A 12,867-nucleotide genomic window follows, 5' to 3' on the forward strand; every position below is an offset into this window, starting at 1 on the left:
GGTATGTAATTTCTCTAACTCATCAATAAATGAATAAAAGAACAAAGCGTTTGATAGCAGGTCTGGGAGTGCTGCTGTTATTTTTAGTGTTAGCATATCCCAAAATTGCTCCACTTTTTAGTAGTCCTGCACAGGGAGAGCAATCGAACCAGTCGGATCCCTTGCAAGTTGAAGTGGCAGTAGCAGAACCTACTACGCTACAGCGAAAAATTTCATCAACCGGGTCAATTCTTGCGAATGAAACAGTTGATTTACGAAGTGAAGTTTCGGGTAAAATAACATCTATTTTTCTGAAAGAAGGACAGTCGGTACAGGAAGGTGATTTGCTTATAAAAATAAATGATAGCGAGCTGCAGGCACAGTTGGATCGGGCAAAACACCGCTTAGCATTGGCAGAGCAGCGTGAAGGCCGCCAGGCAAAATTGCTAGCAGAAGGGGGCATTAGCCAAGAAGATTATGACGCTACCCTTAATGAAGTGAATGTGCTTCGGTCGGAAGTTAACCTTATTGAAGCCCAAATTGATAAAACAGAAATTCGTGCCCCTTTTGATGGAAGGGTCGGACTAAAATATGTAAGTGACGGCAGCTATATATCGCCTACTACTAGAATTGCGTCGTTGCAGAATATTGATCCGGTTAAGATTGATTTTTCTATTCCGGAACGTTACTACAATCAGGTGCAAAATGGTGATAAAATAGTATTTGATGTACAGACTGCCGAGCAGTCTTTCGAGGGAGATATTTATGCCATTGAGCCAGCTATAGAGCGTAATACCCGATCAGTGCAAATCCGGGCCCGCAGTGATAACAAAGAAGCCTTGTTATTACCCGGTTCATTTGCTGATATTGAACTTATTTTGGAAAGCAGTGACAATGCGTTGACAGTACCAACGATCTCACTTGTTCCGGAATTAGGCGGTCAATATATATATTTGTATCGGGATGGAAAGGTTGTGAAGCAAGAGGTGAAGACCGGAATTCGAAGTGAAAGTCAGGTTGAAATAGTTGAAGGGTTGAATCCCGGTGATAGCGTACTGACGACCGGTCTTTTACAGGTTCGCGAGGGTATGGCGGTCGAAATTTCTGGTACAGATAGGGGGTCCTCATGAGTTTATCGTCACTGAGCATACGCCGCCCGGTTCTGGCCACGGTTTTTTCATTAGTCATATTACTACTTGGATTTATCGCTTTTACCTTCCTTGGAGTACGAGAATATCCTGCAGTGGACCCACCGATTATTACGGTCAGTACTTCCTATACCGGAGCTAATGCGGATGTCATTGAATCGCAAATTACCGAACCTCTGGAAGAGGAGGTGAATGGTATTGCCGGGATCAAAACCATGACTTCGGTTAGTCGTGAAGGGCGCAGTACTATTACGGTAGAATTTGATCTGGATATTGATCTCGAAACGGCGGCCAATGATGTGCGTGCCCGGGTTTCGCGTGCCGTGCGTAATATTCCGCCCGATGCAGATCCCCCGGTTGTTTCAAAAGCGGATGCCGATGCCAGTCCTATTGTCTTTTTCAATGTTAAGAGCGATCAGCGTAATCTCCTGGAGTTAACGGATATTGCTATTAATACTTTTAAGGAGCGGGTACAAACTATACCTGGCGTCAGCAGTGTGCAAATTTGGGGTGAAAAGAGGTATTCGATGCGCCTTTGGATGGATCCCGCTCGATTGGCAGCCCATAACTTAACACCCCTGGATGTTAGGAATGCTCTGCAGCGTGAGAATGTAGAGCTGCCCTCGGGACGTATTGAGGGGAATACGACTGAACTTACGGTACGGACAATGGGGCGACTTTCTGGGGTTAATGAGTTTGAAAACCTCATTATCCGGGATACCAGTGAAGGGACGATTCAGTTTAAGGATATCGGGGAAGTAGAACTGGGGGCAGAAAATGAGCGCACCGTACTTAAGCGCGATGGTGTACCAATGGTGGGCGTGGTTTTAGTACCACAGCCCGGAGCCAATCAAATTGAGATTGCTGATGAATTTTACCGGCGGGCCGAACGCATTCAAAATGACTTACCTCCAGATATTGAAACCGCTATCGGTTTTGATACGACCGAATATGTCCGGGCTTCTATTAATGAAGTTCAGCAAACAATATTTTTGGCAATGGGACTGGTAATCCTGATTATCTTTCTATTTCTCAGAGATTGGCGCACTACGCTGATTCCCATTATAGTAATTCCCATTGCTCTTATCGGCGCTTTCTTTGTGATGTACATTGCCGGCTTCTCTATCAATGTATTAACCTTATTGGCTATTGTGCTTGCTATTGGATTAGTGGTGGATGATGCCATTGTGGTCCTTGAGAATATCTATGCGAAAATAGAGCAGGGGATGACGCCTATTGAAGCGGGTCTGGTGGGATCTCGCGAAATTTTCTTTGCTGTTTTAGCAACTTCACTAGCGCTGATATCCGTTTTTATGCCGATTCTATTTCTGGGAGGTATAACAGGCCGGTTGTTTCAGGAATTTGGAATTGTGATTGCCGGTGCCGTGGTGATCTCTACTTTCGTGGCGCTTACACTTACGCCCATGCTATCTACCAAACTACTTAAGCAAGGACAAGAGCACAGCAAATTTTATAAAAAAACGGAACCTTTTTTCCAGTGGCTCAATAAATCTTACCGTAATACGCTCGAGAGTTTTATGCAGAGCAGGTGGTTAGCCTTCCCGATCTTAGCCGGCTCTGCTTTGTTGATGTACCTTTTCTTTGTAGGACTTCCCAAGGAACTGGCCCCCGTAGAAGACCGGGCACGCATTGGTCTAAGTGCCTCGGCACCCGAAGGGGCTACATTTGAATATATGGATGATTATATGGATCGGTTGATTGCTTTTGTACAGGAAACAGTTCCTGAAGCACAGTCAATTATTTCTGTGACTTCTCCGGGCTTTGGCGCTTCGAGTTCGGTTAACTCTGGCTTTGCACGCATTATTCTGGAGGATGCGGAGAACAGGGAACGATCCCAGCAGCAGATTTATGATGAACTTTCAGAATCGATTAAAGATTTAAGTGGAGCACAGGTATATCTATTTCAGGAGCAAAGTATTGGTGGAGGCGGAGGAGGATTACCGGTACAGTTCGTACTTCAGGCAGATAATATTGAAAAATTGAAAGAAGTTATTCCCGGTTTTTTACAGTCAGTGAACAGTGATCCTACCTTTTCTTTTGGAGATGTTAATTTAAAGTTTAATAAGCCAGAGCTTCAGGTGAATATCCTGCGGGAGCGGGCCCGATCTCTGGGTGTTTCTGCACAGGATATCGCTCAGACGCTCCAGCTCTCACTCAGTGGTCAGCGATTCGGATACTTTATCAGAGATGGTAAACAGTATCAGGTAATTGGACAGGTAAAACGTGAGGATCGTAACAACCCCGCAGACCTGCAATCGTTATATGTGCAGAATAATGAAGGTACCCTTGTACAGATTGACAATGTTGTAGAACTCCAAGAGCAAAGCAGTCCGCCACAGCTATTTCGATTTAACCGATACGCATCGGCTACCATCTCGGCCGGGCTTGCAAGCGGAAAAACAATTGGAGATGGTATAAATGCCATGAATGCAATCGCTGATAGCGAGCTGGATGATTCATTTACCACTTCTCTGGCCGGACCGTCGCGGGATTACCAGGAAAGTTCTTCGAGTCTCTTGTTTACCTTTTTAATGGCACTGGTATTGGTATTTCTGGTACTAGCCGCCCAGTTCGAAAGCTTCAGAGATCCTCTGACTATAATGTTTACGGTTCCCCTTGCACTAACCGGCGCGCTATTGACGCTATGGTATTTCAATGAAACGCTGAACATATTCAGCCAGATTGGGATGATTATGCTTATAGGTCTGGTTACAAAGAACGGTATTCTCATTGTTGAATTTGCCAATCAGCGTCAGCGGCAAGGACTCAATATCAGAGAGGCAATTATTGATGCTTCAGCAGCCCGCTTTCGGCCTATTTTAATGACCTCCTTATCTACGGTATTGGGTATTTTACCCATTGCTCTGGCCTTGGGCGCCGGAGCAGAAAGCCGGACCTCAATGGGGATTGCTATCATTGGCGGATTGATCATAGGGAGTTTACTTACACTATATATCATTCCGGCTATTTATTCCTACCTGTCTTCCGAGAAATCAGCCGATGACGGTATCGATGAGGAATTGGTTAGAAAAGCAGAAAATCTGGAGTTGCAAAATGTTTAGTTTTCAATCTTTTTTGCGCGTTATAATACTAGTAATTATTAGTGGTATAGGATTATTCCATGCTGGCCAGGCTCAGGATACACTAGGATTGGATGAGGCCATTCAGTTGGGGCTTCAGAACAATTATGCCATTCAAATAGCACACAATGAGTCGGCCATTGCAGAAAACAATGCTTCCTTGGGAAATGCCGGTTTTCTGCCACGTTTGTCCGCTAATATTTCCAAGTCGCGCAGTGTTGAAGATAGTCGGACAGTATATTCAGAAGGCAGTCTGCCTGACCGGGAAGACGAAAATGCGGAGTCAACAACCACCAGTGCCGGAGTTTCGTTGGAATGGACACTTTTTGACGGCTTGCGGATGTTTACCAGCTATGAACGCTTCAATGAACTCGAAAGACTGGGAGAACAGCAGGCACGGTTAACCATTGAGCAGACACTGCAGGAGATTATCATTGGATATTATAACATCACGCAATTGAAGCGGTCATTGAATGCCCTTGAAAATACGGCAGAGATATCCCGGGAGCGTATCCGAATCGCTGAAACCAAGAAAGACCTCGGTTCCGGTTCGGAATATGACCTGTTGCAAGCAAGAGCGGACTTGAATGCAGATAGTGCCGCTTTGATTCGTCAGGAAACGGCCTTAAAAGACGCTAAAATTGTTTTTAATCAACTTTTGGCCCGTGACAGCCAAACAGAGTTTGCGGTTGTTGAAAACATACCTCTAGATGAGCAACTAGCTTATACCGACCTTGAACAGCAGATGCTGACAAATAATGTGCAATTAACGGCGGCTAGGATGAGCCAGGAGATAGCTGAGCTGGAGGTGAAAGAGGTGAAGGCCGAGCGCTATCCGGAAATTTCTGTAAATGCAGGATATAACTATAATAAAAATGAGTCGGGCGCAGGGTTTTTAGCTTTTAATGAAACTAACGGCATTAACTATGGTATTACAGCTTCGGTAGATATTTTTGATGGATTTAATATAAACAGGCGTATCCGTAATGCTGAGATTGCCCTTAAAAACCAACAGCTGGCCTTGGAGGAGCAGCGAGAAGTCATCCAGGCAAACCTTGACAGCGATTATCAGAACTATATTAACGCCTTAAGGCTTGTAAAGTTAGAATCAGAAAATCTAACATATGCGGAAAGGTCTGTTAGTATAGCGCTCGAGCGTTTTAAGCTGGGAACGATAAGTTCATTAGAACTACGTGAAGCACAACGAACACTAGTAAGTGCAGAAAACAGGCTTATTGAAGCACAATACGAAGCAAAGGTTGCCGAAACAAATTTGTTTCGTTTAAGTGGTCAACTTACCGGGGAAGGAGCGGGTGAATAACAGGGATTATCCGATCTCAAAATTCATGGTAACCTTAGAACCATTTTTAGTAAAGATCACATTATCGGCATACTGTTTCATCAGATAAACGCCACGTCCCCCTTCATTGAGTAAGTTCTGTTCTTTAAGTGGATTTGGAATACTTTCCGGATCAAAACCTTTTCCCTCATCCATCACCGAAATATCTAATTGTCGATCTTGATAGCTGGCGCTGATGGTTACAGTTTTATCTTCTTGCAAATCATTACCATGAACTATCGCATTATTTACTGCTTCACTGAGTGCCAGCATGATACGATTCTGATCTTCGTCCGAAAAGGACGCCCATTGTTGTAGTTCAATGACAAAAGGCTCCAGCTGTTCCAACGCTTCATAGGAGGAGGGTATAGACAGTGTTTTTTGGTCTGCTGAAGCCATGAACTAATTAATAACAATAAAGATTTTTATATATAAAACAAGTAGTAAAAGCCGGTATGTGTTTTGTTATGCGTAAATTCCACGCATCCTTAAAGTAGTAGCAACTTTATTAATTCCAAAAACATATGCAGCCTGACGGAGTGTGATATTATGTTCTTCCTTTACATTAAAGAGATTGTCGAACGCAGCCCGCATCATACGGTTCAGGCGTCGATTCACTCGTTCTTCAGTCCAAAAATATCCCTGCCGGTCTTGAACCCATTCAAAATAAGAAACGGTTACTCCTCCCGCATTTGCCAGGATATCGGGTACAACCATAATATCATTACCTTCTAAAATAGCATCGGCATTTGCCGTAACAGGTCCGTTAGCTCCCTCCACAATAACGCGCGCATTAATCTTATCAGCGTTACGGGGGCTTATTTGGTCTTCCTTCGCAGCCGGAATGAGTACATCACAATCGAGTTGAAGCAGTTCCTCGTTTGTTATTTTATCAGCTTCGGGATAACCTTCCAGTGAGTTACCGTTATTTTTGGCAAATTCTATGGCATCGATAATATCAATACCGTTTTTATTGTAATAACCTCCTGTAATATCACTGATTCCTATCACCTTAGCGCCCTGTTCATACATTAGTTTCGCACTTACCGATCCAACATTTCCAAAGCCCTGTACCACCGTTCGACATTTATTGGGAGCTAAGCCAAGCTTGTTGAGGGCAGCCAGCGTTACCGTCACAACTCCACGTCCAGTTGCTTCCTTACGTCCGTGTGAGCCCCCCAGGATGATGGGTTTTCCCGTTACTACAGCGGTTTCGGTTTTGTGAGCATTCATGCTGTAAGTATCCATAATCCAAGCCATAATTTGCTCATCGGTGTTCATATCGGGAGCGGGAATATCGCGATCCGGACCAAATACCTCAAGCATGTTTGCCGTATAACGTCGGGTTAGGCGCTCCAGTTCCGATGTTGAAAGCTTTTTAGGATCGCACCTAACGCCTCCTTTGGCCCCACCAAACGGGACATTGGCAATAGCGCATTTCCATGTCATCCAGGAAGCTAATGCTTTTACCTCTTCGATATTAACATCCGGAGCGAAGCGAATACCTCCCTTGGATGGTCCCAAAACATTATCATGGATAACGCGATAACCTTCAAAAACCTGAATATCTCCCGAATCCATTACAACCGGTATTGAGACGGTAATTTGCTTAACAGGATTAGCTAAATACTGGAACATGCCTTCATCGAGCTCAAGTATTTCGGCAGCAAATTGAAAGCGCTCCATCATAGATTTAAATGGGGACTCTTCATTTAGCTTGGGTCCCGGTTCTTTGTAATAGCCAGTTGTACGCATTTTTTCTTTGTTCGACATAGAAGGAAATCCAAGTGTGAGGAATTAGCATTTCTATTGTATGGGATTGGCTGATTTTTGTCCCATTAGTAATGCAAAGAAGTTATAAAAAATTTTTCAGATGATATAAGCACAATTTTTTGAAAAAAATTATGAATGGTGGTTATAAATAGCCTATTCTTTGGTAGCGAAGAAATATTAAACTGAAATTAATATGCATTTTTTGTGTTATTTATACATCTTTAAAGCCTTAAAAATGGCTTCGTGATCATCTTAGCATCTTGTCTATCATTAAAAATTGATAAATGTCTGATTCCCGGGATTCTGATACCACGTCCTTATCTTTAGCCTCTTTCCTATCTCCTCGTGTTCGGATTATGCTTCGGAAAGAGCGGACTTTTATAGCCCTGATTGGCTTTTTCTTCATTTTAGCCGGTGTTACTTTTCCCTATGCCGGGATCGCTAAATGGATTGGTTTTGCCCTTGCCGGATATTCGGCTATCGCAAACGACAGCATTCAAACGATAGGTACATTTCTTGCTTCTAATGAGGATAAACGATGGTGGGTTTTGTGGTTATTTATTGGAGGAATTTTCCTGGCAACGGTATTTTATAGTTGGTATATGTTTGATGGGGATGTGAGTAACCAGCGTTTGGCCGCCAAGGGATTTTCTGAAGCGCCCCAGTCATTTAGTTTTCTACAAATTGCTGCCCCTATCTTTCTATTGCTGCTAACCCGCATGCGTATGCCGGTTTCCACTACTTTCCTATTATTGAGTTGCTTTTCAGCCAGCGCTTCCGCTATCGGACAGGTTCTGGTAAAGAGTCTTTCGGGATACCTGGTAGCTTTTGTAGTAGCTATTTTTACTTGGATTGCATTATCACGGATAATCAGAAAGTATTTTGTCGGAGAGCCGAAAAAATGGTGGACGGTTTTTCAATGGATTACCAGTGGTACCCTGTGGTCGGTTTGGATTATGCAGGATGCAGCGAATATTGCCGTCTATCTCCCTCGCTCCCTTTCACTGGCAGAGTTTCTGGGTTTTGCCCTCTATATCTTTTTTGGTTTAGGAATATTGTTCTACATGCGGGGAGATAGGATCCAAAAGGTAGTTACGGAGAAGTCGGATGTACGGGATATCCGATCAGCCAGCATCATTGATTTCGTATATGCTATTATTCTATATATTTTTAAAATACAGAGTAATGTTCCTATGAGTACTACTTGGGTGTTTATAGGCTTACTGGCAGGAAGAGAGATCGCGATGAGCTTTACAGATGCCCGTGGTAAGGGAAAGCCATTTGGAAAAAGCCTGAAGTTGGTCGGTAAAGATGCTGGCTATGCCTTATTCGGCCTGGCTGTATCCATTGCGTTGGCTGTAGCCATTAATCCCGATATAAAAGTAGGTATTTGGAATTATCTCTTTGGATAAGAGGCTCATTTCAGGATAGTTTGTCTATCTGACCTTGCATTTAAGCAAAATTTAATGTTGATTCTACACACTAAAGATTTTCTATAACCATTTATTAATGCTTAAGGAGTTTTATCGGATAAATTTGTTACTACCATGGACGCAAATGTTCTGGTTTTAAATAAGGATTATCAGCCGCTAAGTGTATGCTCAGTACATCGGTCGGTCAAGCTTCTCTTTTTGGATAAGGCCGAAATGCTACACGACTATCCCGATCGCACCCTGCGTACCGTGAGCGAGGAATATTCGTATCCTTCGGTTATTCGCTTGCGACGCTATATTAATATCCCATATAACAAGATTGTACTTAGCCGGAAGAATATTCTAAAACGTGATGCCAATACTTGCCAATACTGCGGTGCTGCTTACAATCTTACTATTGATCATGTTATGCCTAAAAGCCGAGGGGGAAGAGACAGCTGGGAGAACCTTGTAGCAGCTTGCGACGATTGTAACGTAAAAAAAGGAAATCGTACGCCGAAAGAAGCTGAAATGCCGCTAAAACGAAAACCCTATCGGCCGGTTCATATTACCTTTTTACAGTCTGTCATGGGGAGTGTGCAAGAAGATTGGAAGCCATACCTGTATATGTAGTTATTTGATTACGTATTCTTTGTTATTTGGCCTCACCATTTACTGAAATGCAGCAATAATCAAGAGACTTTGACTCAATAAGACAACCGCCTTCTTCATAAGATTTACATAAAAAATTCGTATTTTTACAGTTCGTTATTCACTATTAGCTATTGCTTGCTGATCTGATAACAAATAACTAATCACCAATATCAAAACATGAGTAGTAAAGGACGAGTATTAGTGGCGATGAGTGGAGGAGTAGATTCTTCCGTGGCCGCTGTAATGCTCAAGGAACAAGGATATGACGTCATCGGAATTACGATGAAGACATGGGATTACTCTCGGGTAGGGGGTAAATCCGACAAGGAAACGGGTTGTTGTACAATTGAGTCTATGAATGATGCCCGTGAGATTGCCGTGAAATACGGTTTTAAGCACTTTATCGTAGATATTCGCGATGAATTTGGTGATTGGGTAATAGATCGTTTTGTGGAAGATTATATGAGCGGGCGTACACCTAATCCCTGCGTGCTGTGTAATACGCATATTAAATGGGCGGCATTACTGCGTCGTGCAGATAATCTGGGTTGTGAATTTATAGCAACCGGACATTATGCAAACGTACGTGAAGAGAACGGCCGGTACGTGATATCCCGCGGTCTGGATCCGCGTAAGGACCAATCGTACGCTTTATGGGGTGTGGAGCAGAAGCATTTAGCTCGCACAAAATTCCCCTTAGGTAGTTATGAAAAGACAGAGATTCGGGATCTTGCAGAAGAGTTCGGACTTAATAAAGTAGCTGATAAGCCTGATTCATACGAGATCTGTTTTGTACCGGATGACGATTATCGTCGGTTTCTTAAAGATCGTGTTGATGGTCTGGAAGAACGCGTGAAGGGCGGCAAATTTGTTGACCAGGATGGAAATATTGTTGGTGAGCACGAAGGGTATCCTTTTTATACCATCGGCCAGCGTCGTGGATTGGATCTTGCAATGGGGAAACGGGTATACGTTACCAATATTAATCCCGACACAAATGTAATAACTATTGGGGAAAAGAAAGACTTGGTTAGTACAACCTGTAAAGCTAAGAATGTTAATCTCAGCAAATATGGGGAAGTACCTGGTGGTGAAATGGAAGTTACCGGGGCTATTCGGTATAATGATGATGGTGCAATCGGCCATCTCCGTCAAACTGGAGATGATGAAATAGAGGTAACCTTTCCCACTGGTCGTGAAGCCATTGCCCCGGGACAGGCAGTAGTCTGTTATGAAGGGAACGATGTAGTTGCCGGGGGATGGATACATAAAGTGAATATCGATACCGATATTTTACAAGAAGCATAATTTATATGAATGCTGTTCGTTATTTAGTCTGCTCAAATATTATTTGGGCAGACTTTTTTATTGAATGGATGTAACATATGGTGGTGGATATCCGTCTACGACTACCAAACATTATTATCAACTATGAACTTTAAATAATTTTACTATGCAGAAGGCCAGCTATTATTTGTCAGCAATGCTCATGGTTGCTTGTTTTACGCAACCCGCAACCGCACAGTTTGAAGGAGAAATTACCTTTAAAACCTACGAATACAGCAAGGGGCAGGAAAAAGAATCTGATGGGTTTAATCTTTATGTCAGGCCTGACCGTATTTTACTGCAGGGAGAGAATCAATACCAATTTATGGAATCTATTCAAACAGAAGGGGTTTTGGTGCGACTGGATAAACAGGATTTTGTATTTCTGACGGGTGATAGCAAGGCGCTTCAAATTGCGAAGTCAGATATTACCTCTATGATGAAAATGTTTGGAAATGATGCTAAGGAAACTGCAGATGATTATGATATTCGGTACAGCAGAACCGGAGATACAAAGGATATAAGAGGATACAAGGCTGAAAAGTTTATCTTCAGAGAAGAGGAGGATGGAGAAAACGATAACTCAGTGGTATGGATGACAAAAGAGATAGACGTTAATTGGGGAATGTTGGCCGAACCATGGAACGATAATATGGATGCCCTGATTAGCAGTAGCTTCCCCGCAGATATTATTTTTAAAGAAAAATATTTTCCGCTAAGAGTAGAACTATATTCAAAAGGTGAATTGCGATCGGTATTGGAGGCTACGAAAGTGAGTAAAACTCCGGTAGATCGCTCGCTGCTCGAAGTAAGTTCCGATGTTAAATTGATGAATTTTCAACAATATCTTTTCCAAAAGATGAATGATCGCTAGTGTTGATGGTAATTGACGTTGGCTTCCCTTTCCCTAAACTAAAATATCAAGGAATAAAATTTATTTGATTTGCCCTGGCTTTTAAGGATGACTTTGCTAGTGGCGCTGCTAATGCTGCCGGCTGTTTTATATTTGATCTGGAGATATCGCTATAGCTCCCGTATTCTTTTGCCGGAATCATCCGGATGGTCTTTTACTTTGCCCATGATAGTTGGTTCCTTTTATCTTTTTCCGGCAGCTGCTCTTGTCTATTTCTATATTGTTGGTGATATAGATATCCTTAAGTTCCCCAAATTGTTGACCTACTGGTTTTGGTTTGGATTGGTGTTTGTCTTTCAGTTAACCACCTGGGTATTGATAGCAGATGGCATACAGCTCATCGCCTCATTTGTATCCGATCAAAGGCAGACCATAAAGTACCTGTTTGCTCAGAGTTTATTCGTCCTTTTTGTGATTATCTTTTGTTTTACCGGCTGGAAGACCTACAGAGATACCACACAGGTAGAAGTAAATAATGTTACGTTGCCGGTTAAAAACCTACCTGAAAAGATGAATGGATTTAGAATCGTACATATCACCGATATTCAGGGGGATGAATACACCGGCCGCCGCGAGATAGCAAATTATGTTGATAAAATAAATAAGGAGCAGCCGGATATCGTTGTTTTTACCGGGGATCTTATCTCTTATGGTACTGATTTTATTAAAAGCTCAGCCGAAGAATTTGGACGAACAGCAGCCCCTTTGGGGACCTATGCTGTTGTCGGTGATCATGACTATTGGGCCGGAACGGAAAATGTAGAAAAGGCTCTCCAACAGGAAAATATTCCATTGCTAAAGGATGAAAACTATACTATAGAAGTTGACAGCTCTATTTCGGTATTGATTACCGGGGTAACGGAAGTATATAGTAAAAGTTCTTCTCCTGCTGTTGTTGATTCGCTCACAGAGACGGCCGGAGCAGCTACGCTGAAAATTTTATCTTCTCACCAGGTCAAAGACCATCTGATTCAGAGTAGTAAGAATAGCAATTATGATATGATACTGGCTGGCCATACGCATGGCGGACAGATACATGTACCATTTTTAGGAATGCGTTTTTCGGCAGCAGGACGGGAAACACCTTATGTCGGAGGATTGTACCGGGAAGATAATCTGCCGATCCATGTTAACAACGGTTTAGGGTTTACACTGGCTCCCATTCGGTATGATGCCCCGCCTGAAGTTACCGTTATAGAATTATCCACGGAATAAGTAAATA

The 12,867-nt window shown here is 42.8% G+C and carries 10 protein-coding genes; 8 read left to right on the top strand and 2 right to left on the bottom strand.

What is annotated here, in order from left to right:
* Nucleotides 1-29 precede the first annotated feature (29 nt).
* From ABEB05_RS14375 to ABEB05_RS14385, 3 genes are read left to right on the top strand one after another with little or no spacing between them, the layout of a single operon-like run.
* Nucleotides 30-1,109, top strand: coding sequence for an efflux RND transporter periplasmic adaptor subunit (locus ABEB05_RS14375; protein ID WP_265791190.1), 1,080 nt, complete (start codon nt 30-32; stop codon nt 1,107-1,109).
* Entirely contained in the window at nt 1,106-4,210 is a 3,105-nt protein-coding gene (locus ABEB05_RS14380) for an efflux RND transporter permease subunit (RefSeq protein WP_265791189.1), read from the top strand. The genes ABEB05_RS14375 and ABEB05_RS14380 overlap by 4 nt, the downstream gene beginning before the upstream one ends.
* Nucleotides 4,203-5,549 carry a TolC family protein gene (locus ABEB05_RS14385; protein ID WP_265791188.1) on the top strand — a complete coding sequence of 449 codons (1,347 nt, stop codon included), beginning with the start codon at nt 4,203-4,205 and terminating at the stop codon, nt 5,547-5,549. Before ABEB05_RS14380 ends, ABEB05_RS14385 begins: the two co-directional genes overlap by 8 nt.
* A 6-nt stretch (nt 5,550-5,555) precedes the next feature.
* On the opposite strand, the gene ABEB05_RS14390 is transcribed toward ABEB05_RS14385, so the two are convergent.
* Both ABEB05_RS14390 and ABEB05_RS14395 read right to left on the bottom strand, forming a co-directional pair.
* On the bottom strand, nt 5,556-5,966 hold the full coding sequence (locus tag ABEB05_RS14390) for an ATP-binding protein (RefSeq protein ID WP_265791187.1): 411 nt from the start codon (nt 5,964-5,966) through the stop codon (nt 5,556-5,558).
* A 66-nt stretch (nt 5,967-6,032) separates the two neighbouring features.
* A complete protein-coding gene (locus ABEB05_RS14395) occupies nt 6,033-7,322 on the bottom strand; it encodes a Glu/Leu/Phe/Val family dehydrogenase (RefSeq protein WP_265791186.1) in 1,290 nt (429 codons plus the stop codon).
* A gap of 302 nt (nt 7,323-7,624) precedes the next feature.
* Here ABEB05_RS14395 and ABEB05_RS14400 point away from each other — a divergent pair, with 302 nt between their 5' ends.
* The 5 genes from ABEB05_RS14400 to ABEB05_RS14420 all read left to right on the top strand — a co-directional run bounded on the left by ABEB05_RS14400 (nt 7,625) and on the right by ABEB05_RS14420 (nt 12,860).
* A complete protein-coding gene (locus tag ABEB05_RS14400) occupies nt 7,625-8,752 on the top strand; it encodes a hypothetical protein (protein ID WP_265791185.1) in 1,128 nt (375 codons plus the stop codon).
* Nucleotides 8,753-8,887: 135 nt separating this feature from the next.
* Nucleotides 8,888-9,385 (top strand): HNH endonuclease, encoded by a 498-nt coding sequence (locus tag ABEB05_RS14405; protein ID WP_265791184.1) that lies wholly within the window; start codon nt 8,888-8,890, stop codon nt 9,383-9,385.
* 198 nt (nt 9,386-9,583) lie between these two features.
* Nucleotides 9,584-10,714, top strand: a complete 1,131-nt coding sequence (mnmA, locus tag ABEB05_RS14410) for a tRNA 2-thiouridine(34) synthase MnmA (protein ID WP_265791183.1) — start codon at nt 9,584-9,586, stop codon at nt 10,712-10,714.
* A 145-nt stretch (nt 10,715-10,859) separates the two neighbouring features.
* A complete protein-coding gene (locus tag ABEB05_RS14415) occupies nt 10,860-11,606 on the top strand; it encodes a hypothetical protein (RefSeq protein WP_265791182.1) in 747 nt (248 codons plus the stop codon).
* An 87-nt stretch (nt 11,607-11,693) separates the two neighbouring features.
* Nucleotides 11,694-12,860 (top strand): metallophosphoesterase, encoded by a 1,167-nt coding sequence (locus tag ABEB05_RS14420; protein ID WP_265791181.1) that lies wholly within the window; start codon nt 11,694-11,696, stop codon nt 12,858-12,860.
* The last annotated feature ends 7 nt before the right edge of the window (nt 12,861-12,867 follow it).

Origin of the sequence: Fodinibius salicampi, assembly GCF_039545095.1 — a bacterium.
Taxonomy (GTDB): Bacteria; Bacteroidota; Rhodothermia; order Balneolales; family Balneolaceae; genus Fodinibius; species Fodinibius salicampi.

Coding starts and splice junctions, on each gene's coding strand:
- mnmA (WP_265791183.1), top strand. CDS start 9,584: ATGAGTAGTAAAGGACGAGTATTAGTGGCGATGAGTGGAGGAGTAGAT.
- ABEB05_RS14395 (WP_265791186.1), bottom strand. CDS start 7,322: ATGCGTACAACTGGCTATTACAAAGAACCGGGACCCAAGCTAAATGAA.
- ABEB05_RS14380 (WP_265791189.1), top strand. CDS start 1,106: ATGAGTTTATCGTCACTGAGCATACGCCGCCCGGTTCTGGCCACGGTT.
- ABEB05_RS14420 (WP_265791181.1), top strand. CDS start 11,694: ATGACTTTGCTAGTGGCGCTGCTAATGCTGCCGGCTGTTTTATATTTG.
- ABEB05_RS14385 (WP_265791188.1), top strand. CDS start 4,203: ATGTTTAGTTTTCAATCTTTTTTGCGCGTTATAATACTAGTAATTATT.
- ABEB05_RS14375 (WP_265791190.1), top strand. CDS start 30: ATGAATAAAAGAACAAAGCGTTTGATAGCAGGTCTGGGAGTGCTGCTG.
- ABEB05_RS14400 (WP_265791185.1), top strand. CDS start 7,625: ATGTCTGATTCCCGGGATTCTGATACCACGTCCTTATCTTTAGCCTCT.
- ABEB05_RS14405 (WP_265791184.1), top strand. CDS start 8,888: ATGGACGCAAATGTTCTGGTTTTAAATAAGGATTATCAGCCGCTAAGT.
- ABEB05_RS14415 (WP_265791182.1), top strand. CDS start 10,860: ATGCAGAAGGCCAGCTATTATTTGTCAGCAATGCTCATGGTTGCTTGT.
- ABEB05_RS14390 (WP_265791187.1), bottom strand. CDS start 5,966: ATGGCTTCAGCAGACCAAAAAACACTGTCTATACCCTCCTCCTATGAA.